The following is a 20,074-nucleotide window of genomic DNA, read 5'->3' as shown; positions in this document are numbered from 1 at the left end:
AGTTAGGAGCGATCGTCTGGTAATGGCCCTTAGTCAACCTTGCGCCAGTTGAGGCAGAAAAGGCTGGTTCGGGCTGTTCCTTAGAAGCGCAGGAAAATTGCGATTCGGCCGAACTCATTTTGGCTTATTTGCGCTGTTTGTCCGTGATCACTTTTGCTTGCCCTGAGTCAATAGGAATTGGTCGAAGCGCGCACCGATGCGATCCAACGCTCCGACCAGACGCTCTTCGATCCGGTCGATCAGTTGGATGGTCGCGTATTCCTCGGCGACCTTCTCACGGAACTGAGCGAGTTCGCGTTCGAGCGCAGCGGCAAGCCGGTGGGCTTCGGCTGCGGCGGCCTTCGCCTCATTGGCGATTGCCTGCCCTGCTTTTGCGGACGCTTCGTTCTTCGTGTGCGACACCGCGTTACGAATTAGCAGGCCGATCACGCCACCTACCAGGGTGCCGAGAATGCCGATGGCCCACTCCGGGATCGTGATCACTGGCGTTACTTCCCGGTGAGGGTCTTGAGTTGCGAACTGATGGAATTGCTGCCGGGACCAAAACGCATCGAGATAGCGCCGCCCCCGAGGCAGAACATGACGAGTGCATAGGCCCAATCAACGGTCGCGCCGGACGACGGATAGCGAACACCGAGGAAGAAGCTCACTGCGGGAATGCCGATCTGATGCCAGATCAAAACAATAAGCTGGGACAATGCGACCGACGCCCACACCGCTTGCATAAGCTTCGACTGCGCCGCCGCCTGCATGAAGCTTTGGAACGTCTGCGTCAGGGACGCCGCGTAGTCCTTCTCCACCTGGGCGAAGGCCGACAGCATGGCCGCCTGAAGCTGTTCCTTCAGTTGCGCTTCGCTGATCTCTTTGTTGAGATACGCCGTGAACGCCTGCGTGATGTTGCCGAAGATCGAGTTGACCAACGCGGAGATGATCGGGCCAGTAAAAAGCGCAGCGAGCATAGCTTGTCCTTCAGAAGAGATCGGCGGGAAGTCGAGGCTCCCGACACGAGCCGTCGCCCTAGACCGACTTGGCGATTGACCGGAGGCGAGCGGCGAGAGTCACAACGGCGGCGCCCATCAGGAACCATCCAAGGACCTTCGGGTCAGCGGAAAAGAAGTTCGAGACCTGCGTCTTGAGGTCGGGGTCGCCAAGCGCGCCCGCGATGGTGTCAAGCTGATTGAAAAGCGTGCCGAAAACCAGCATGGCGTATGACCATGCGACAGTGGCCGACCGATAGACGAGAGCCCACACCTTCCCCCAAAAGGTGTCGGCTTCATCAAAGAAGGCCTTCAGCTTCGGAACCGAATGAAGGAACGGCCGGATCAGGAAGACGTAGGTTACCGCGAACGCGGTGACGACGGTCAGTGCGAGGACGACGTAGAACATAGCTGCTCTCCTAGAGCCAGTTAGCAAGCACGGCCTGCTTCTTCCGTGCGATCAAAACAATCGCCGCAACCATCGCGACGATTCCGAACCCGATGCCGACGACGGACGCAACCTTCGGAAGGGCCGGCTGCGGCGAAGTGGCGCCGATGCTCGTCGTGACGGTTGCCGCTGCGGCAGCGGCCACGCCTGCGCGCTCCTTCCGCGTCGCCGCAGCGTAGACATCAACGGGAGGCCTTGCGGTCGGCGGCGAGCCTTCCATGCGAGCGACGATAGGCGCGATGCGAGCCGCGTTGGCCTTGCGCTCGGCGAGGCCATTCGTGCCGCCATTCCAAATCTTCACGAGCCCGGTGAAGTCGCCGACATCCGCCTTCGGGTTGAGGTTCTTCCACGCCCAAAACGCGGCGCAGACTTCGGGCTGCTTGTCGAGATTGGTCGCGACATCCGGCGTCTCGACAGCGGGAAGGCCCGTGCGCTGCGCGAGCGCCACGTAGCCATCGCGCCCGGTCCACTGCGGACCACCGCGCCCAATGTACGTCGAGCCGTCGTGGGTGCCAGGGCGGTTGCCCATCCGATTGCCGTAGATGTCGTCGAACGCGCGCTTCTGCCAACCGGGAGCGGAGCCATACTTCGCAACGACGGCGGCGGAGTTCTTGAAGCGGTTCGGCCACACCGCCGCCATGCGCGCAGCGGTATAGTTGATATTCTCGGTCAGGCCCTTCAGCGCAAAGCCGGCGCACTCATGATCGATGTTCGCGAAGAAGTCGGTCAGCCGCGTGCGGGTATGCGTGATACCCGCCGCGTCGAGCGCAGCCTGCTTCGAGGCGAACGCATCGATCACCTCTTGCGGCGCGCGCGGGAAAATCTGCTTGATGGAAGCGGCGTCGATCTTGATCGTCACGATGAACCTCTTTTGTTAAGAGCATCATCGCTAATCGTTCCGCGTTTGACGGGACGGTTTTAGTAGCCCTCACCTACTCTTCGCCGCCGCTACCGCCCCACGTATCGCCGTTGCCTTCGCCTGCGGTCTCGCAAGAAATGCGCGTCTTAAGGCCAGAACTGTTAAGCGTGTGCGTCGCCGATTTGATAGTGTAGCTGCCGTCGCAGTCGGGATCGAAGCCGGTTGCCGTGATCCCTGCCCCGGCGAACATCTCGGTGCGGCCGGGGAAGCCGGCGCCGAAGATTTTCTTGCCGCGAGCGAGCGCGCCCTTCGTGGCCTTGGCCTGCGCCTCGGCCTCCTCCTTCGTCTTGAACAGCTTGCGGACGCGATGCTTGGGCCCGCTGCCGCCGCCACCGCTGGCCTCTACCCACTCGCGCTCGCCCTTCTTGACGTTGTGCCACGCCGCCTCAACGGAGTTGTAGTCGCCGCGCGTCGAGCCGGTGCAATCCCACTCAGTCTGTCCGGTCTCTGTCAGCACGAATGTCGGGGCCACGCCGCCGCCCGGAAGCAGGCCCGAGCCCGCTTTGTTCATGATGACCGTCCCGTTCGCCAGCTTGAAGTTGCCACCAATCCGGCCGGCAAGCCGTGTGAGGAAGTTCAAGTCGGACTCGTTGGATTGATCGAGGTGACCCGGCTTCAGGCTGCCGAGTTCGCCGGCAACGATCGCCCGCAGGCCATTGCGCCCGGCGATGTACTGCACGATCTCCTCGACGCTTTTCTCGTGATAGGAGCGCGACTTCGGAGCCTTGATCTCGGTCGTAAGGCCGGCGGCCTTGGCGGACACGGTCATGATCTTCGGCCGCCCCTTCTTCGTCCACGAATCGATCTGATAGAGGCCCATGTAGTTGACGCCGGTCTCGACGAAGCCGAGCCAAACTTCCAGCTTCGAGCCCTTGCCCGGCGACGGGATGTATTCCCGATTGTCGAGTTCCAGCTCGCAGGAGTCCGACTTCTTGGCCTCATGATCCTGAATGGTCAGCGAGATCAATGGACAGTTGCTGCCGAGTCCGCCTGCGATGACGCGACCGCCGCCTTCCAACGGCAGCCCGAAGGGAGCCGGGATCAGGTTCGCGGTGATGTCCTTCCCGTCAAGGACGATGCGGGCGGCAGGCGTCACGACCAAATCCTCGCGGCTGCGGTGACCTTCTTCGGGGTGAATGCCGGGATCGTCACCGTCAGCCCCTCCGGGAGCTTCGTGCCGGCGGCAGCGAGGCCGGGGTTCGCGCGCAGGATCGCCTCGGTCGCGCCATGCGTGACGCCGAACCGATTCCAGGCGATGAGGTCCACCGTGTCGCCCTCTTGCGTGGTGTAGGTCTCAGCCATCAGGAGTAAGCCCCCAGGTCGATTGTGAACTCGATTTTGCGGGGCGCACCGTCCGACATCAGGTAGTCTTGATTTTCCTTGATCTTCTCGATGCACCAATTCCCGAGAAACCGGCCGAAGCCGGTGATGAGCGGCAACGGCTGACCGAGACCGGCCTGGGCGCGCATCTGGTCGATCTGCCGAAGGCCGCCGCGATAGTGCGGATAGATCGTGCCTTCGATGCTGATCTCATCCTCGCCGGGTCCGACGTACTGCTTCGCCGGTGCCACCCCGATCCGATCCGTCGCCGGCCACCGCCAAGCGGTCGTGCGCTCGAACTTCTGATAGGCTCCCGTGGTCACGGAGAAGCGATAGGAGCCTAGTGCAAGGAGGACGGTGCTCTGCATGATCAATCACTCAGAAGGCCACGCTGCTCGGACTCAATCCGTGCGAGCACGGCATAGACCGCCTCTTGGGCGACGCGACGAACCTCGGCCGGATCGCCGCCGTTCACGGCCATGTTGATCTCCACCCGATTGGAGTTCGAGACGGTTCCGCCCCCGCTGGATGATGAGGCGACCGCAGCCGCACCGCTGGCATTGAGCCGGCGAAGCATGCTGTTCGTCTCGATACGGCCGGTCGCGCCGGGCACGAAAAGCTCGGGGCCGCGCTCACCGACCAGATACGGCTTGCCGTAACTCACCGGCCCGCCCAGCGCGCGAGCGCCGGCCACCGGCGGCGCAGGCGCAGGCGCCCCGCCTTCGATCCCGCTGCCCCAAGCGCCCTTGAAGGCGTTCCCGATAGCCCTCCCCAGGCTGACGAACTTGTCGATCGCGCTCCCGATCAATCCGATCAGCTTTTCAATCGCAGAGATCACCGTGTTGACGCCGTCCGCCGCGATACCGCCGACCGTGGTCCCCCACTCGCGCCACTTCGCATTGCTCGCGTCGAGGGGTCCGAGCATGTCAGACACCCATTTAAACGCGCTAGCGAGGCCGTCCGAGAGCTGCTTGACGGACTCGCCCGCAGGGCCGAGACCCTTCAAGAAGCCCTCCCCGAAGCCCGCGAAGAACTGCTTGATGCCCGCCCAATTATTCGAGACCCACACGCCGAGCGCGGTGAGCCCGACCACCAGGCCGGCGATGATTAGGCCGACCGGATTCGCGACAAGCGAGACCATGGCGAGTGCAACGGCGCGGATGCCAGAAGCGATCAGCAAGAACGGGGACGCCGCAAGCCGCGCAAGGCTCATGGCGAGCGCAGACAGCGTCGTGCCAGCGCCGAGCGCGGTCAGCATGCGCAGGCCGATGGCCGCCGCTGCGGCGCGCGCCGGGAGCAGCAATAGGCCACGCGCCACCCAAAGCAGCACGGTCCCGAGCAGCCGGAACGGCATGAGCAGGCTGAGGGTCACTATGTTGAGCCCCTTCAAGGCAACCAAACCAACGCGGCCAAGAGCGCCCAGCGCGAACATCAGCGGACCGGCCGCTGCCGCAGCGGCGGTCAAATAGATGCCGGTCTTCAGCAAGGCGGGATTCGACTCGCGCAACCTGATCATCGACTGCTCAAGCCACTTCATGCCCTTGAGAACGTCCGGCATGACAAGCTCGGTGAGCGTGTTGCGGAGCATCTTGTAAGAGGCGTCAAGCTCGGTCACCTGCGCCGGCAGCCCCACGAACAGCCGCTTAAAGACCTTCTGCGTGTAGCCTTTCGAGTAGCCCTCCACATCCTTCAGGATGTCGTCGAGATTCTGCATCATGGACGCCATCATGCGGACGGACTGGCGACCCTCGAAGATCGCGGCCAACTCGCCTTGGCCGGCGCCCTTCGCCTTCAAGTCCTTCAGGAGCTTGATCAGGTCGATCTCATTGCCGGACGCCGTGAAGCTATCATCGACGGCTTCCATGATGGTCTTGAGGTCTTCAGCCTTGGTCGCGCCGAGCTTCATGACTACCGCGTCATAGATTGCCTTGCGCTGCTTCTCGGGCGCCCCCTTATTGCTCGCGAGGGCCTTGTCGATCTGCTTCGCATCGATGTCGTATCCCTGCGCGGCAAGGCCCGCACTGATGCCCGCGCCGGTCCGGTTGCCTTGCGACACATAGTCCGAATAATTCAGCCCCAGCTTCGACATCGCGGCGCGACCGCCCTTCGTCGGCTTCACAAGACGGACGTATGCGGACCGAAGTGCGACGCCCGACTCCGAATTGACGAAGCCGCCCTTCGCCAAGGAGATGACGAGCGCGTTCGTCTTCTCGACCGATTGACCGGCCGCCGCCGCTGCCGCGCCGACGTATTTGAACGACTGCGCCATATCCTTCGTACTGGCGCTCGTCTTCAGCGCGCCGTATACCAGCGCGTCAACGATGCGCTGCGTGCTCGCCGCCGCATCCTCCGTGGACTTCATGCCAAGCCGGAATTGCGTCGCGAGCTTGGTAACATAGCCGCCAAGCTCCGCGCCGCTCATGTCTTCGGCGCCCGCTGCGCCCTGCAACACGGTCTCGATGGAGCCCTTCGCCGCTGGCGCGCTGAAGCCCGCCTTGAGCAGTTCATTGAAGGTCTTCAGAATTTCGGTCGCGTCGCCGTACTTCTTGGAGAGCGTGTCAGCGAAGCTCACGATGTCTTTCTTCGCGGCCTCACGCTCCTTCTCTTGGTCGGCGCCGTAGTCATCGAGGCCGACCGCGTCGAGCACATTGATCGCCTTGGCGCGCTCATTCGCCGCCTTGATGGCGCTGATCGCCAAGAGGCCGACCGGCGCGGTCACGCCCAACGTTGCATTGCGGCCGGCGCGTTGGATGGTAGCCATCCGCTTCGCCGTCGCATCGAGGTGCTTATTGACCGCCACGAACGGAGCACTGAAGCTTTTGGAGGCGGCGGCGAGCGAAGTCGCAAGGCCATTGACCTGCGACTTCGCTGCGTTCACTGCGGCGTTGAGGCTGGGACTGACCTTGCCCCCGATATTGACGAATACGGAGAAGCCGGTCGCCATCTTACTTTGCCTTCATCGCATTGTTGATATCAGCCTGAAGCTCCGTGGCGGCTTCGAGCCATTCGTAGAAGTCGGAGAGCATCATTTCTTCGACTTCGCTGATTGAGATGCCGCCTTTGGTCAGCCGAATGAGCGTCAGGATCGCCTTGCGGAGATCGATTAGTTCGACTGACCCCCACGAAAAGCCTCAAGCTGATCGCCGAGCTTCTTCGCATCGAGTTCGTCAAGTTCCTGAATCACGTCCGGCGCAACGCCGCAGAGATCAGCCAAGAGCAGGATGCCGCGATCGGCGTCGTGCCCCTTGAACTTCGCCGCCTTGATCGAGTCCTTGGTCTTCGGACGGCGCATCGTCAGCTTATTGTACGCCACAGCATCCACGGTCACCGGGAAGTCGAGTTTGACATCCGCCGTCAAGCGCATGTCCGGCTGCACTTCATCAGTCATAGTCGGTAGTCTCCCGCTAGGTAGTGGCCGGTCCGCCGTAGCGAGACCGGCCCGTTGTGATTACATGCCCATCGCAGTGCGGATCGAAGCCAACTGATCCACGCCGTTGACCAGCCGGATCATGTTGTCCACGTCGATCTCGACCGCGACGGTGTCGCCGATCTGAATCTTCAGATAGCGAAGGGTCATCGTGGCTTCGTTCTGCGTCAGGTCGCCCGCCTTCCAAGTGTTGAGCGTGTTCGACTTGAAGCCGCCATGCAGATCGACGATCATCGCAACGGCGGGCTCGCCGTCGCGCTGAAGGGCGCCACGGAGCTGCACGCGCGAGGCGTTGCCGTCCATGTTGCCGAACAGGCCGAGAATCTGCGTGTTGTATTCGCCGAACGTGAACTTGGCGGTCATGACCTCCATGCCAAGGTCGAGTTCGGCGGGTGCATCCATGCCGCCGGCCCGATACTCCTCGGTCTTGATGTTGAGTTCGGGAAGCTCGACTTCGGAAATGCGGCCGGCATAGCCGACCCCATTCACGAAGCTGTTGAAGTTGCGGAGTACGCGCGGGATCATCTCTTTCCCCGTTATGCGAAGAGGTTGCGGATGTAGTCGGAGACGAGATGCGACCGGAAGGTCACGCGCTCGGCCGGATACGGCGGGGTGAAGTCATACGAGAACGTCACATGGCCTTCGGTGATGTCGGCCTCCGTGTTGAACTCGGGATCGACCCAGCACTGACCGCCGAGGATCGCGCCCTTCGTCTTCAACTGCCGCATGTAGGCGTTGACCGACGCGACCACGTCATCGAGGTACTGCTTGGTGATCGCGCGATCGACCGCCCAGCGGTGCGCCTTGGCGATCGAGATGTCGATCATGTCGGCTGTGCGGGACACGGACAGGAAGGCGAACTTCTCATCCGCCGAGCAAGTGCGGTTGCCCCACAGATACCAACCGTCGTCGCGGATGAACGTCGCGATCTCGTTTTCGTTGAGGATGTTCGCACGGCTGTTCTTGTCACCGTAGGCGTAGTCGATTGGCCGACCGAGACCGGCCATGCCGTAGACCTCTTTGTTCGACGGCGACTCCCAGAAGCCAGTGTCGTTATCGACGCGCGAGATCAGGCCGGCGACGCGAGCCGAAGCGCGCTCCAATGAGTAGGTGCTGGTCTTCACCGACCAGCCGGACACGGTCGGGTCGATGACGAACACGCGACGGGAGCCATAGTCAGCGCGGTATGCGAACGCGGCGGCATCCGTGGTCGAGGGACCATCGGCCAGGATATGCGCCTTCATGGCATCGGCCAGGGCCAACATCTCATTGACCACCGGATTCGCGGACGCCCCGGTCTGGATCGTCACGGCCGCGCCCTCGCCATCGCCGTCGATCGTCGCGGTGACCGCTGCGGTCATGCCGTAGCCGAGCGAGGAGAACTCAAGGCCGGTGACCTTGCCATTGACGATGAGCACCTTCGCCTGCGGCAAGACCGCGCCGGCGCCACCACCGGCGAACGTGATCGTCGCCTCGGTGTAGTCGCTGGTGCCTGCGTTGGTGACGGTGTGGCCGCTCACGCCGATCGGCCGCTGGTGCGTGAAGCCCGGCGCGATCAGGATCATGGGCGAAACGCCGCACTCGGCCTCGGCCGCGCGGAAAGCGTGAATGCCGCTGAAGGCGCCGGTGACCGGGTCGATGCCACCGATGATCTTGGAAAGTTGGACGTTCTCCTCCGCAGCCGTCTCGACACGGACGACGACGATGAGGGCGCCGCCCTGGTCATAGATCGCGTCAATGGCTTGCGGCAGAGTTCCATCCGCGCCGATCGCGGCAGCAGCCTGACGACGGTTCACGAGAACGGGCGTGTTGAAGGGGAAAGCGACATCGTTCGCTTTCGGAGCAGTGCCGATCAATCCGATCACGGACGAACGGACGGTCTGGATCGGCCGAGGGCCGGAGTCTACGACGACAGTCTCGACGCCGTGCAGAAAGTCGGTAAGGGACATTGTGTGTTCTCAATCCTCAAAGCGATGGGATTGAGAGCACCGTAGGAGGCGTCACCTCGGTTGTCGGGACGGTTTCGGTATCCCTAAGCCTTGGTCAGCTCTCGCGCGCGGATGAGAATGGCGTCAACATCCGTAGGCTGAAGCTGCAAGGCGTTGATCATACCCAGCACAATGGGATCTGTGCGGTTGATCTCGTTCGCCAAATCCCACTCCTCTTGCGTGTTCGCATTGGAGGCAATCAGGGCTTTCGCCTGCGCCCACCTCCCCAACTCGTCCAGGGCGCGCTTCAGGCCCAGCTTGCTGGCCGTTTCGGGCACCACGACCGGAGGGGTCGGCGCGTCCGCGAGCACGTTTGCTGCCGGGTCATAGACCTTGTCCCCGAACAACGTTTGAGGGTCCGGCGCGTTCGGGTCCGTGAAGTCAATCGCGTCAAACAGCTCGATAACCCGACAACCGTCCGGCAAAAGCCGCGATTGCTCAACAGTTGCCACGCTCACAATCCAGCGGTCACCTAACGCGCGGCATGTGGCCTTGATGCTCGCCGCATCAAAATTGCCCGCACGCTGGTAGTCGTACCAATCAGCGCCACTGGCGCCAGAGCGGAGAAAGATCGCTCCAGAAAAAAGAACGGGCGGGAAGCCCGCTGGAACCTCGTTCGGCTGATAACGCGACCAGGTCCCATGATCAAAGATGTTCATATCAGCTCCATCCAAATCCGACCCAACCCACGTTGGGAATGTAGTACTGAAGTGCGCGCAAACGGTACCAGACCGTATTGCCTTCCGACCAATTGCTCGGGCCGTAGTTGATACCAGTAACGCATGCGCCTCCCGATTCAACCTCGCCCTGCCTATCCACCTGAATGTCACCGACGTAGACAAACCGCGCTTGCGCTACGAAGTTGTTGATCTCATTGAGCGCAGAATAGCGCTGTCCGTTCGGCGATATCAGCCAATTGGTTGCGACGAAGTTTGAGCCATTGAAGCCGATATAGGTCTGCCCGGTCCCGAAGAACACGTAGCCCTGTCCGTCGTTGCGAGTGGCACGGAGGTCATTGCCAGAGATGTTATACGTCGAGCCAATCGCTCCGCCGAGCGTGATATCTCCGGTAGCCCGGTTGATACCGATGGCCGTGCCAAGAAAAGCACCCGCGTCGTTGTGGCGGTTCAGTTGCAGGTTTGAGCCGGCGTTGTTTCCGCTTTCGGCACCACCAGCGCCCAACGCCAGCATCCAACGCAACTTTCCGCCGATCTCCCCGCTGATCGATGCAATTTGACCCACTGGCATGTCGATCGCTACCGAGCCACTAAGCGCACCCCCCGCCTTGTCGAACTTTCCGGCAAGCGTGTTGGTGAAGTTGCCAAGCTGCGTCGCGACAGAGGAATTGAGATCGGCGATGGCCTTATTGACGTCGGACTCGTTCTGGCTCAACTGATCCGTCGTGGTCTGTTGTAGCGCATTCATGGCGGCATTCAGGGCGGTCTCGACGGTGCTAAGAAGCGCCGTGATCATGTCCTTGGTGCGCTTGACCGTGAGCACGCGATCTTCGGCGGTGCCCGCAATGCGCTCGGCATCGGTCGCCAATCGCACGCTGCCCGGCGTATCCTCCGTCGCGATGACGTTGCGATCAGCAATCTCTGCAATGTCGTCACTGATCTGCGAAATGGCGTTACGGATGCGCTGCGCGTCTTCACGGGCGACGTTGTCGGGATGCGGCAGCGGGTATCCCCGCTGCGTCTGATCGTTCGGCATCTATTAAGCCCCCGTGGTGGACTTGACCGCGACGGCGCGGATATTGCGAGCGTTCGACCGCGCGGCGGGACCGCCACCGATCTTCACGTATGCCCGCGAGATGTCGGTGTTGACGTGGTCGAGCATGTACTGCCGCTCTTCCCAGCCGTCCCCCAACGGAGTGGCCTTTTCGAGCGTGAGCGCGTTGGCGGCCGACCACACCGGCAGGCCAGCATTCACGCCGGTCTGGATCGCCGCAGAGAACGTCGAGGTTGATGGCAGATACACGTCGAGGATCAGGCGAATCTTCGAGTCAGTCCCCGCCTCAAAGGCCCGCGTGATGTAGTCGCCATTCGCCTGGATCGAGCCCGCCACGACTTGCACGTAGGGCAGCATGAGCGGCGACAGGTTGGCAGAACCGATCAACCGAAGGCGAACCTTCAGCGTGCCGGCGATCGCGGCCGGAAGCTGCACGTTCACTGCCGGGGCTGTGACATACTTGGTTCCGTTCGGTGCCTCAAACTCAACTTCGATTGCCGTGCCCTCAGGACGCTCGGCCGCGATCAACGGCATCAGGTCCGAGCAGTTGGTCACGTCGAGGGTGCCGATCTCGATGGTGCTCGTGACCGGCGCAAACTTTGCGCAGCGAAGCCGGAAGCCCAGCGAACGCCCCGGCTTCGGCAGCCAAGTGCGCGAGTCGGAGCCGTCAAGGAAGGTGCCGAGTGGGAACGCATTGCTCGTGACCCAACCGTTGATCTGGTCAAAGCCGCCGAGATCAGCGATGGCGACCGCGTGGGTCGGGTCATCGGTCAGAAGCGTGATGGCGTAGCTGCGATCCTCGCGTAGCGTCACCGGCCTGTCGAAGTCCGCCATGGTCCAATCCCGTTCGAGGCGTGGCGCAGTCGAGAGCGGATCGATGGCCGTCACGTTATGCATGTCGATGATCGACTCAGCCACAACGCGCTCGGTCGGGATTCCCAACTCCACCTCGCGAATCTGCACACGCACCGGCTTGTTGCGGTCGCCGATCTTCGTGAACTTCAGATCGACACCGAGACCCTGACGCGGCTCCGGCAAACGGAAGGTCTGCGCCAAAGGATCGGCGCTATACCAGTAGGTCGTGACGATGGTCCGCTCGTTGTTGATCGTGGTCAGCCAGCCGTATGCGGTGTAGAGCGCATCGGCCTTCGAGCCGCCGACACCTTCGAAGGCGACGTGCTTCACACCGACCGGGACGCCAGCGGGAATCTGGAACGACGAAACGAGCGTGCCGTTGCCGTCAGCGCGGACCTCACCCGCCGGTGTCACGTCGATGTCGTCAAACGTGACCCGCTTGAGCACTTCGTTGTAGCCCCACTTATGGATCGTGAAGCCGACCGAACGCTGCCGGATGGTCTCCTCCGTGGTCGTGGCGCTGCTCACGACGCGGTCGGTCACGGAGACGTTCGTCCCGATCAGCGGGCCGGCTTCGAAGTTGGTCTTCTGCCACGCGATGCGCGAGGTGTTGATCGAGGTCCACACGTCCTTCGTGTCGGTCCAGAGATCGACGGACGGGTCGAGCGTGACATCGGTCGGCGGCGGGCTGAAAGACGCATACGGGTTGATCTTCGACTCGCCGGTGATCTGGCGCTGCTCGAAAACGTTCTCGGGCGCGTAGGACAGCGATGTTCCAGTGATCGGCAGGATCGAGATCGTCGGGATGATAGGAAGCCAAAGCAGGCCGCCGAAGATCGCGCCGGTCTGCGGAAGCCCCTGGTCGCGCATGTCGTCGTCGAGCAGCGGATCGACGAACACGCCGCGCTTCGAGGAGACTTCCTTGCGGTCCACATCGCGCTGAAGCCGCTCCTCGGCCACCAGCGCGTAGAGATCGCTGACCATGGTTTCGAGGCTGCGCAGGTCCGCGAACGGCATACGGACGGTCGCGACCTGCTTGACGGTCGGAGCTATGCCCCAATTATTGTAGACATCCGCAAGCTTGTGCAGCGTAGGCGCAACCGTTGCGGGCTGCGGAGCGTACAGCGAGCTGATGCCCTTCAGGTAAGAGATGGAGCCGGTCTGATCGACGACGATTGCGTCATAGCGCGGCAGCTTCGTGTCATACTTGATGAAGGCCGTCGTATCGTCCGCTGCGCCGGTGATGTCGAACGAGTCGCGCGTGATGTTGGTCGGAACTGCATTTGTCAGGTACCGATACGTGACCTGATAGGTCGAGCCCGGCGCCATCTCGGCGCCGCTCGGCGACCAGTCAACGGACGCGCCGGTCAGCTTGTAATCCGCAGTCGGGGCGTACACGGTCCCGCCCTGCTTGACCTCGCGGATCGAGAGCACGGTCGGATCGGGCAGCGCATCGGAAGCGCCGGTGAAGGTACCGTGGGTCAGCGTGACGGTCTTCTCGGCGATGATCGTGACTTCCGTCACGGCCGAGATCGGGGCGAAGCGAACTTTGATGGTCTGCGTTCCCGAATTGACGGCGTGCGGCTCATCGTCGATCGCCATGATCTCGGGTTCTTCGTCCACACGCAGGCGAGCCGAGGCAGGACGGGTGCGCTTGTATCCGTAGACGTTGATCGTGCCTTCCGAGATCGTGAAGACCTGCTTGCCGGACTCGTCGAGGCCGAGAGCCTTCACGTCAAAGCCTTCCACGACGTAGCCACCGTGGGCCTCGCGGTCATAGCGCGCGAGCAGGTTGGCCCATGCGTCATCCATGCCGGGCTCGGTTGGCGTGTCTACGGTGCCATCCTTGATCGTGTAGATCGGGAAGAAGTCGCCCTCCTCGCCATCGCCCTCATAGCCCCAGCGGCCGAGCATGGCGAGCGCCGAGGCGCCCGGCTCGCCCTGGGCACGCGTACCGGGAGCCATGCCCTTCAGGGTCGGGTCCTGCTCATACGTCACCGTGAAGGTGCGGAGCCGGATGCCAATGACGACGGTACCAACGGCCGAAATAGTGAGGTTGCGAGCTTCAATATCATGCACCGCGCCGCGAATGTAGACCTTCGCTGCGGCCAAGCGGGCCTCCACCGTCCCGTTGGTGATCGGTCCGAGCACGATGGCGCCACCGCCAACGAGCGCACCGTCCTTCCACCAAACGTCGGCGATCCCCTTGACGCGGTTTCCGTCAATGTCCTGAATGACATTGATTTCGTTGCTGGTCAGGAAGCGGTCATAGTGAGCCGCAAGACGCTGATAGCCCTTCGTCGCATCGAAGGTGTTGATATAGGCCGGAAGTTGGTCGCGAGCGTCTGCCATTAAATCACCAAGACGTAAGAGAAGCCAAGCCGCTCGCTTGGGGAGCGAACCTTGCCGGCGAAGCGATCGAGCAGAAGCAAGTATCCGGGGTCCGCGACTTGATCGGGAGTCAAGTACAGTTGCCCTTCAGGCACTCCCTCGGCACGCACGCTATCGACGAAGATGCCGACCTCGCGGATCGTCTCGGTCGAGGCTTCGAGGAAGTCGAACTGCGTCGCGACATAGAGGTAGCGGGTCGCCACCGGCGAGACGGACCACCGCTCGCCGCCGGGCGTGTAGAGGTTGCCGTTCGGATCGGGCACGACAAATTCGACCGATGACGCAATGCGCCGCCCGACCTCATCCACCAACGCCGCATCGCTCGCGCCGAGCGGCGTCGTGCCGTAGACGGCCTGCGCCTGGACCGTAGCACCTGGCGGGATGGCGCCGCCGTTGACGCGCGTCACGACGCCACTGTTCGGATCGAACAGGTAGTCGGCCGGCGTCTGGTAGGTTTGCGCGCTATCCGGGCTGTTCAAGGTGAGCGAAGCGACGGGAGCGTGGTCGAGCGTGAACTTTTCCGGCGCACCGGCGAATGTCCTGTTCTTCACCTCCGTCTGCCCCCACCACGACGCGCCCCGCCCCCAGGCGAAGAACATCGGACGAGCTTTCAACGCGGCGGCCAAACCGGCGCGACCGCTATTAACCAGAAGTGCCATCAGGGCCTCCGTAAATGATGAATGGTTCTTGTGACCAGGGGGTTGCCGGCCAGCGGCCGTTCGGCCACGGCATCATCACGTCCTTGCCGATATCGATGTTTTCGCCGGACAAAGACGCCTGGATCGCGACGACGGACGGTTCGAGCACTTCGCCGTCGAGCAGCGAGCGATCGAGCACGAAGCCTTCCTCGAAGCGCGCAGTGCCCGAGATGAGGCCGTCGCTGCCGCCGGACACATGCGCCTCGAAGTCGATCTCCTCGCCCAGCCGACTGCCAAACGAGAGCTTCGGCGCGATGCCGTCGAGATAGACGCCCGACCAATCGTCGAGCATGGCGCCGTCGAGGCGCATCATGTCGAGCCGCATCGGCCGGATGTCATAGCCGCCATAGATGCGCCCCAAGACGCTTGCCGCGCCCTTGGAGAGGTTCGCGAGGCCGATCAGGTCGATTAGCTTGCCCATCTCGGGCCTGCCATCCAAACCGATCTGGAAGAGGCCCCAGCGCACGTCTCCGCCCGTCCCGCGCTCATGCTCGCCATTGAGGGCAAGCCAGTCGAAAACGATCTGGAAGGCTTCCAGACGGCCACGGACGGTCTGCCAGTGCTTCCCCTCCTTGTAGAGGCGCTGGTGATCGTCCATGAACGCAGCCGCGTCTTCGAGCCCCCAATGGCGCAGAAGCCACGGCAGCACGTCGTCGGGGATCACGTCGCGGTAGCGGATATCCGCTATCTCTTGCACCAGCCCCTTGTGACGCTCGCGCGAGTCCGCCGTCCGAATTGCGGCCAGATCGAGCGGCGTCGAGTTGCGGGGCGCGAGATCGACAAGGTCGGTCATCAGTATGCCCGGCCCTGATAACGCAGATCGACAGTTCCGAGCGCGACGGCTTCATTGGCGGCCGTCACCACCACGCTGTTCGGCTCGGGCGTGATCAACGCGACGCGCTTGACGCCGGTCGTGCGCAGCGAGGCGGACACGAAGTCAGATGCGAGGTCCCAGCCCAGGCGCCGCTCGGTCGCGAAGTTGGCACGCAGCGCGGCTTCGGCCGCAGCGATCGTGGTGTCTTTTGTGGCTTCCGGGAGCAGCCAAACGTCGGCTTGGACGTTGACCGTGCGGATCACCGCGCGAACGACCGTGATGTGATCGTTGTCGCCCCGGATGCCGGGCATGTTCAATGCCGCATCCACGGTCGCGAGCAAATCGTCGCTGGCAACGCCCCCGTTTTCCTTGGAGAGGATCGAGACGAGCACCCCGCCCTTGGCATCGCCCTCGACGCCAACGTCATCCACGAGCAGCGGAGCGGCAGCGAACGCCCACCGCTTATACCAGTTGTCGGTAAAGCCGCCCTGCCCCTTCTTCATCTCGCGCAGCCGGCGACGAAGATCGTCGATGGACTCGCCATCGGCCTGCGTCAGGTTCCAATCCGATGCCAAGGCGATCAGGTCGGAGCCTTGGGCGAAGTCCGTCAGCGTCGCGCGGAACGTGTCGTTCATCGCGAAGACCATGAGCAGATCGCCATAGGCCGCATGACGGCAGAAGCGATTCAGGGGGTCCGACCGCAGCATGTAGGTGTCCCAATCAAACCCCGCGTCCGTGAGCAGGCCGCGTAGTTGCGTGAGACGATCGTTGAACAGGGTCTCGAACGCGGGCTCCCGCTCAATGACCGGCAACGGGATATTCGGGAGCGGAGCATCCATTACTGCACATAGCTCCCGACAATGATGTTGTTCGACACCACGACGCGACCTTGAGCGTCACGCGCCTCGGAGTAATCGCCGAGATGGCCGCGCGGGTAGTAGATGCCGTCGATGTCGAACGTCACATGGCCCTCATCGGTCATGTCCGCGAGGGTCATTTGAATGATGCGGAAACGCGGCTCTTCAGCCATCAGCGTTTCGGGGTTGAGGCGATTGATTGCGTCTGGCACGGCCGCATAGAACTCGATGACCGTCACCTGAGACACGGCACGGTCAACTAGGCGCGGCATCTTCGAGCCGAAGTCGCGCGCCATCACGAGCGACGCGAGAGTCGTCCCGAGAATGGTCGCGATCGACTGCCAGACATCGTCGATGCCTTCCAGCTTCTTGCCAGTGGTGAGATCAATGGTCGCCATAAAGCGCACCGTGCCGCGACGCCTCGACGCCTTACAGCCTGTTCCAATCGCCTCTTAGCCTACCTTCGCGAAGGTCTTCTTCGCGGGACCAGCATCGGTCTCGACCTTGTCCTGCGGCGTGTCGCCGGCATCCTCGAGTCCGAGGTACGTGCTGCCGATGGTCTTGAACGCGTCGGCGGTGTGCAGCGATTGCTTCGTCTTCGACTCAAACTTCTCGCTCGCCTCGACGACGACGTTCTTTGCCTTCAGCGTGATCGTACCGTCCTTCATGACAACCGAGCAGCCCGAGCCTTCGATCGTGATCGAGCCCTTATTGTCGATGCCCTTGATCAGCCAATCGCCGGTGTTGCGGTCATAACTGATCTCGCCCAGGATTTCTTCTTGGTCTCCGCTCTGCCCATCCTGGCCGCCCTGGTCGCCACCTTGGCCGCCCTGACCGTTATTGCTTTTCGGCTTCGAGAAAATCTTGCGCCAGACGCCGGCCTTGTCCGTGGTCTCCTTCTCGTCGTCCTGCTCGGTATACTGACCGGCCGGCATAACGTATGCGGTCGAAAGCTCGCCTCCCTCTGCGAGCAGCGCGACCTTCTCGCCAACTTCGAGATAGTGCGTCTCGCGGTCGCCTTTGGCGCGTCCGCCGGTCGCCGGCAGCCAATCGGTCAGGATATAGTTGTCTTCGTCGTTTGGATCGCCAAGCTCGACGCGGTAGGCCGGCGGGCTGCGCTTGTAATCGACCTCCTTGACGCGGCCGAACTTGACAACGTCCTGCGCGCGCCGGTCGATATCCGACGCCTCGGGGTCAGCGACGCCGCCGGTGTATGCGGGATCACGGAGGAACTTGACCATGTCACTTTCCGTCTAGGAATGCCTGCATGTCGGCGTCTAGGTCGTTCGCGGTCGCGCGCGGGCGCCAATCCGTCCGGTACTTGATCGTCCAAACAAGTCCGATCGCGCCGACAGGCCGCTTCATTTGTTCGGTGATCACGTCGATGTCGGACTCGCGCAAATGGGTGACGGCGGACTCGAAACCTGGGATCATGAAGTCCGAGATCGCTGCCTCCATCTCCTCGGCGATGTCGTCGAGAGCATCGTCCACTTCGTCACCGGCGAGCAGCATGGCCTCGGTGACAAGGGTCAATTCGCGCTCGACGAAGGTCGCATCGCCTTCGATGCCGTAGTCCTTTTCCTTGTCCGTCTTCTCCATGCGCGCGTAAACAAGGATCGCCGGGCCTTCCTCCTTCAGCTCCTCCTCGCTCACCGGAGCCAAGCGGCTCTTGTAGACTCGGCTCTCCGCGCGCGTGCGATAGCCGCCGCCATCGAGCGGTGTCTTCAGGTGGTCAGCAAACGCGGCGCGGATCAGTTTGCGGGGGTGCGCCATATCAGTCGTTCGCCATGAGCAACAGAAGCGACAAGCCGGTGCCGTCAGGCCGTTTGTCTTCGATCCGGTATTCCTGTTCGGCGCCCGAGCGATCCTTGATGGTCAGCTTCTCTCCCTTGCGCCCGCCCTTCAGCAGATCGGACGTGCGGCAGAGGAAGGTGGGACCGGACGACGTGATGCTCGCGCCCATCTGCATCTGATACTCCGTGCCGTTCCACCGGCTCGGATTCCAGTTACTCCCCTCATCGTCGAAATGGCCGGGGATCGGCTTCGGCTCAACGGTCGCGTCGCGGGACACATAAACGGCCTCAACCCCGAACTCGTCGGGGTTGAGGAAGATCAGCAAGTCGTCGTCGCTCTCGACGGGCATCACACACCCGATTCACGCAGGGCCATCGCAGCGTCGATCTCGGCGTCGGTGACACCATCAAGTCCGACGACATCGAGCAGCGGCTTCAGCTTCGGCTTGCCCATGCGAGCGCCGGACTTCCAGAAGTCCTTCTTTTCGTCGAGCAGGTCGATAGCGGAAGCGATCTCGGCGATGCGAGTGCTCGCGCCGTCCGTCTGTTGTGAGGCGGGAGGGGCTACAACAGCGGACGGCGCGTCGCCGGTGCTGCCACCGGCGGGCTCAAGACCAGCGGGCATGCTGGCGCTATCGAGGGCGACGTTCGCCACGGCCGCGACCTGTTCCTTGACTAGGACGACGCGAGTGGGACCAATGTCCTTCGCTTCGGCTTCGGTCAGGTCGAACAGCGTACCGGGCGGATGATACCGGCCGAGACGCTTGATCGTGACGAGGCCCCGATAGATGGGCATTACAGCACCTTGGCTCCGAGCGAGCCGTTGACGTGATACGGCACGATCAACGGCGCGGACTGACCCAGGATGTACCGAACGCTCGGGTCCTCCTCCTCCCACGACTTCACGAAGAAGGAGCGGGGCTGAATCCCGGCCTTCAGGTCGCGGATGGCGCCGAAGTGACGCACGCCCTGAATGTCGTGCGAAGCCATCACGACTTCACCGGCAGGCAGAACCTCCTTCACTTCGTTCGTGAGCGGATCGACATACTTGTCGGAATGCACCCACAGACGATAGTCGCCGAAGACGCCGACCAGCCGGATACCGGGGGTGAACAGCATCGGGCCGAGCGCAGCGCGAGCCGAGTCGAGGGTGTCCTTGGTCATGTCGATCTGAAGGCGCATGTTGATGGCGACCGGATCGGTGAGCGTGCCCGACATCTTCTGGCGGACCACCTTCCACACGTCGCTCGCCATGATCACGTCACGCGCTACCAGCGTCGAGGTGTCGAAGATCGCCTGACCCCACTCTTCGATGTCGTTGAGCGGGTTCACGCTCGCATCCGACCACTTGTCGCTGCCGGTCAGAACGATTTGCAGGCCGGGGTCGCGGCCGAAATCAACCTCCTGACGTGGGAACTCGTCGCCTTCCAGGATCAGCTTGCCGGTGCGCAGCACCTCCGCCGACATGACTTCGAGGCGACGAATCCACATATCCAATTGCTCGGACAGGGCGAAGCCGACAGCCGCCGCGAGGCGCTGTTCCGGAGTCATGGAGCCGCCGATCTTCTCGCCCGCACGACGCTTAAACTGCTTGTTCGGGTCGAAGACGCGCTTGTCCTTGATGTAGGCCGGCGCGAGGGACGAAGTCTTGAAGCCCATCTCGCGGATGACCTTGCCCTGCACGATGGGCGAGACGAGCGGAGCGATCAGACGACGACCCTTGACGGTGTCGAACTTCACGTCTTCGGTGTCGGAGGTCTCGACGGCGGTGAAGAACGTGTTGAGGAAGAACGCCGGGTTGAGTGGCAGTTCCTCGACAACGCGGTTGAGGGCCGTGGTGGAATAGAGGTCCATAG

23 protein-coding genes are annotated in these 20,074 nt (G+C 62.5%); all 23 read right to left on the bottom strand.

Annotated elements, in window-relative coordinates; translation table 11 throughout:
* Positions 1-147: 147 nt before the first annotated feature.
* Complete coding sequence (locus ACQR1W_RS18135; RefSeq protein ID WP_434852063.1) at positions 148-483, bottom strand: hypothetical protein; 336 nt, start codon at positions 481-483, stop codon at positions 148-150.
* A 5-nt stretch (positions 484-488) separates the two neighbouring features.
* On the bottom strand, positions 489-959 hold the full coding sequence (locus ACQR1W_RS18130; RefSeq protein ID WP_434852062.1) for a hypothetical protein: 471 nt from the start codon (positions 957-959) through the stop codon (positions 489-491).
* A gap of 58 nt (positions 960-1,017) precedes the next feature.
* Positions 1,018-1,386, bottom strand: coding sequence for a hypothetical protein (locus ACQR1W_RS18125; RefSeq protein ID WP_434852061.1), 369 nt, complete (start codon positions 1,384-1,386; stop codon positions 1,018-1,020).
* A gap of 10 nt (positions 1,387-1,396) precedes the next feature.
* The gene (locus ACQR1W_RS18120) at positions 1,397-2,284 is read right to left on the bottom strand and encodes a glycoside hydrolase family 19 protein (RefSeq protein ID WP_434852060.1); all 888 of its coding nucleotides are present in this window, start codon (positions 2,282-2,284) and stop codon (positions 1,397-1,399) included.
* 73 nt (positions 2,285-2,357) lie between these two features.
* The gene (locus tag ACQR1W_RS18115) at positions 2,358-3,440 is read right to left on the bottom strand and encodes a phage late control D family protein (protein WP_434852059.1); all 1,083 of its coding nucleotides are present in this window, start codon (positions 3,438-3,440) and stop codon (positions 2,358-2,360) included.
* Positions 3,437-3,646: a tail protein X gene (locus tag ACQR1W_RS18110; RefSeq protein WP_407156298.1), complete on the bottom strand. Its 210-nt coding sequence runs from the start codon at positions 3,644-3,646 to the stop codon at positions 3,437-3,439. The genes ACQR1W_RS18115 and ACQR1W_RS18110 overlap by 4 nt, the downstream gene beginning before the upstream one ends.
* Positions 3,646-4,032: a phage tail protein gene (locus ACQR1W_RS18105; protein ID WP_434852058.1), complete on the bottom strand. Its 387-nt coding sequence runs from the start codon at positions 4,030-4,032 to the stop codon at positions 3,646-3,648. Before ACQR1W_RS18105 ends, ACQR1W_RS18110 begins: the two co-directional genes overlap by 1 nt.
* 2 nt (positions 4,033-4,034) lie before the next feature.
* A complete protein-coding gene (locus ACQR1W_RS18100; protein ID WP_434852057.1) occupies positions 4,035-6,608 on the bottom strand; it encodes a phage tail tape measure protein in 2,574 nt (857 codons plus the stop codon).
* A gap of 159 nt (positions 6,609-6,767) precedes the next feature.
* Positions 6,768-7,052, bottom strand: coding sequence for a phage tail assembly protein (locus ACQR1W_RS18095; protein ID WP_434852056.1), 285 nt, complete (start codon positions 7,050-7,052; stop codon positions 6,768-6,770).
* A 60-nt stretch (positions 7,053-7,112) separates the two neighbouring features.
* Positions 7,113-7,616, bottom strand: a complete 504-nt coding sequence (locus tag ACQR1W_RS18090) for a phage major tail tube protein (RefSeq protein WP_315743088.1) — start codon at positions 7,614-7,616, stop codon at positions 7,113-7,115.
* A gap of 11 nt (positions 7,617-7,627) precedes the next feature.
* Positions 7,628-9,040 carry a phage tail sheath C-terminal domain-containing protein gene (locus tag ACQR1W_RS18085; protein WP_434852055.1) on the bottom strand — a complete coding sequence of 471 codons (1,413 nt, stop codon included), beginning with the start codon at positions 9,038-9,040 and terminating at the stop codon, positions 7,628-7,630.
* Positions 9,041-9,123: 83 nt separating this feature from the next.
* Positions 9,124-9,738, bottom strand: a complete 615-nt coding sequence (locus tag ACQR1W_RS18080) for a hypothetical protein (protein ID WP_434852054.1) — start codon at positions 9,736-9,738, stop codon at positions 9,124-9,126.
* 1 nt (position 9,739) lies between these two features.
* Positions 9,740-10,792: a hypothetical protein gene (locus ACQR1W_RS18075; protein WP_434852053.1), complete on the bottom strand. Its 1,053-nt coding sequence runs from the start codon at positions 10,790-10,792 to the stop codon at positions 9,740-9,742.
* 3 nt (positions 10,793-10,795) lie between these two features.
* A complete protein-coding gene (locus ACQR1W_RS18070) occupies positions 10,796-14,017 on the bottom strand; it encodes a DUF4815 domain-containing protein (RefSeq protein ID WP_434852052.1) in 3,222 nt (1,073 codons plus the stop codon).
* Positions 14,017-14,715, bottom strand: coding sequence for a hypothetical protein (locus tag ACQR1W_RS18065; protein ID WP_434852051.1), 699 nt, complete (start codon positions 14,713-14,715; stop codon positions 14,017-14,019). The genes ACQR1W_RS18070 and ACQR1W_RS18065 overlap by 1 nt, the downstream gene beginning before the upstream one ends.
* On the bottom strand, positions 14,699-15,547 hold the full coding sequence (locus ACQR1W_RS18060) for a hypothetical protein (protein ID WP_434852050.1): 849 nt from the start codon (positions 15,545-15,547) through the stop codon (positions 14,699-14,701). The genes ACQR1W_RS18065 and ACQR1W_RS18060 overlap by 17 nt, the downstream gene beginning before the upstream one ends.
* Complete coding sequence (locus ACQR1W_RS18055; protein WP_434852049.1) at positions 15,547-16,407, bottom strand: baseplate J/gp47 family protein; 861 nt, start codon at positions 16,405-16,407, stop codon at positions 15,547-15,549. The genes ACQR1W_RS18060 and ACQR1W_RS18055 overlap by 1 nt, the downstream gene beginning before the upstream one ends.
* The gene (locus ACQR1W_RS18050) at positions 16,407-16,823 is read right to left on the bottom strand and encodes a GPW/gp25 family protein (protein WP_407156310.1); all 417 of its coding nucleotides are present in this window, start codon (positions 16,821-16,823) and stop codon (positions 16,407-16,409) included. The genes ACQR1W_RS18055 and ACQR1W_RS18050 overlap by 1 nt, the downstream gene beginning before the upstream one ends.
* A 54-nt stretch (positions 16,824-16,877) precedes the next feature.
* Positions 16,878-17,666, bottom strand: a complete 789-nt coding sequence (locus ACQR1W_RS18045; RefSeq protein ID WP_434852048.1) for a hypothetical protein — start codon at positions 17,664-17,666, stop codon at positions 16,878-16,880.
* A gap of 1 nt (position 17,667) precedes the next feature.
* Positions 17,668-18,198, bottom strand: coding sequence for a hypothetical protein (locus tag ACQR1W_RS18040; RefSeq protein WP_434852047.1), 531 nt, complete (start codon positions 18,196-18,198; stop codon positions 17,668-17,670).
* 1 nt (position 18,199) lies between these two features.
* Positions 18,200-18,568 (bottom strand): head-tail joining protein, encoded by a 369-nt coding sequence (locus ACQR1W_RS18035; protein ID WP_316228714.1) that lies wholly within the window; start codon positions 18,566-18,568, stop codon positions 18,200-18,202.
* Positions 18,568-19,014 (bottom strand): hypothetical protein, encoded by a 447-nt coding sequence (locus ACQR1W_RS18030; RefSeq protein WP_434852046.1) that lies wholly within the window; start codon positions 19,012-19,014, stop codon positions 18,568-18,570. Before ACQR1W_RS18030 ends, ACQR1W_RS18035 begins: the two co-directional genes overlap by 1 nt.
* Positions 19,014-20,072 carry a major capsid protein gene (locus tag ACQR1W_RS18025; RefSeq protein WP_434852045.1) on the bottom strand — a complete coding sequence of 353 codons (1,059 nt, stop codon included), beginning with the start codon at positions 20,070-20,072 and terminating at the stop codon, positions 19,014-19,016. The genes ACQR1W_RS18030 and ACQR1W_RS18025 overlap by 1 nt, the downstream gene beginning before the upstream one ends.
* Positions 20,073-20,074 lie beyond the last annotated feature (2 nt).

It is taken from the genome of Bradyrhizobium sp. HKCCYLS1011 (assembly GCF_051167795.1).
Taxonomy (GTDB): domain Bacteria; phylum Pseudomonadota; class Alphaproteobacteria; order Rhizobiales; family Xanthobacteraceae; genus Bradyrhizobium.
This window is presented reverse-complemented; position numbering and strand designations above follow the sequence as displayed.

Excerpts from the sequence above, each read along its gene's own strand:
- ACQR1W_RS18130 (WP_434852062.1), bottom strand. The coding sequence starts at position 959 with ATGCTCGCTGCGCTTTTTACTGGCCCGATCATCTCCGCGTTGGTCAAC.
- ACQR1W_RS18125 (WP_434852061.1), bottom strand. The coding sequence starts at position 1,386 with ATGTTCTACGTCGTCCTCGCACTGACCGTCGTCACCGCGTTCGCGGTA.
- ACQR1W_RS18110 (WP_407156298.1), bottom strand. The coding sequence starts at position 3,646 with ATGGCTGAGACCTACACCACGCAAGAGGGCGACACGGTGGACCTCATC.
- ACQR1W_RS18105 (WP_434852058.1), bottom strand. The coding sequence starts at position 4,032 with ATGCAGAGCACCGTCCTCCTTGCACTAGGCTCCTATCGCTTCTCCGTG.
- ACQR1W_RS18100 (WP_434852057.1), bottom strand. The coding sequence starts at position 6,608 with ATGGCGACCGGCTTCTCCGTATTCGTCAATATCGGGGGCAAGGTCAGT.
- ACQR1W_RS18095 (WP_434852056.1), bottom strand. The coding sequence starts at position 7,052 with ATGACTGATGAAGTGCAGCCGGACATGCGCTTGACGGCGGATGTCAAA.
- ACQR1W_RS18090 (WP_315743088.1), bottom strand. The coding sequence starts at position 7,616 with ATGATCCCGCGCGTACTCCGCAACTTCAACAGCTTCGTGAATGGGGTC.
- ACQR1W_RS18085 (WP_434852055.1), bottom strand. The coding sequence starts at position 9,040 with ATGTCCCTTACCGACTTTCTGCACGGCGTCGAGACTGTCGTCGTAGAC.
- ACQR1W_RS18080 (WP_434852054.1), bottom strand. The coding sequence starts at position 9,738 with ATGAACATCTTTGATCATGGGACCTGGTCGCGTTATCAGCCGAACGAG.
- ACQR1W_RS18075 (WP_434852053.1), bottom strand. The coding sequence starts at position 10,792 with ATGCCGAACGATCAGACGCAGCGGGGATACCCGCTGCCGCATCCCGAC.
- ACQR1W_RS18070 (WP_434852052.1), bottom strand. The coding sequence starts at position 14,017 with ATGGCAGACGCTCGCGACCAACTTCCGGCCTATATCAACACCTTCGAT.
- ACQR1W_RS18065 (WP_434852051.1), bottom strand. The coding sequence starts at position 14,715 with ATGGCACTTCTGGTTAATAGCGGTCGCGCCGGTTTGGCCGCCGCGTTG.
- ACQR1W_RS18060 (WP_434852050.1), bottom strand. The coding sequence starts at position 15,547 with ATGACCGACCTTGTCGATCTCGCGCCCCGCAACTCGACGCCGCTCGAT.
- ACQR1W_RS18055 (WP_434852049.1), bottom strand. The coding sequence starts at position 16,407 with ATGGATGCTCCGCTCCCGAATATCCCGTTGCCGGTCATTGAGCGGGAG.
- ACQR1W_RS18050 (WP_407156310.1), bottom strand. The coding sequence starts at position 16,823 with ATGGCGACCATTGATCTCACCACTGGCAAGAAGCTGGAAGGCATCGAC.
- ACQR1W_RS18045 (WP_434852048.1), bottom strand. The coding sequence starts at position 17,666 with ATGGTCAAGTTCCTCCGTGATCCCGCATACACCGGCGGCGTCGCTGAC.
- ACQR1W_RS18040 (WP_434852047.1), bottom strand. The coding sequence starts at position 18,198 with ATGGCGCACCCCCGCAAACTGATCCGCGCCGCGTTTGCTGACCACCTG.
- ACQR1W_RS18035 (WP_316228714.1), bottom strand. The coding sequence starts at position 18,568 with ATGCCCGTCGAGAGCGACGACGACTTGCTGATCTTCCTCAACCCCGAC.
- ACQR1W_RS18030 (WP_434852046.1), bottom strand. The coding sequence starts at position 19,014 with ATGCCCATCTATCGGGGCCTCGTCACGATCAAGCGTCTCGGCCGGTAT.
- ACQR1W_RS18025 (WP_434852045.1), bottom strand. The coding sequence starts at position 20,072 with ATGGACCTCTATTCCACCACGGCCCTCAACCGCGTTGTCGAGGAACTG.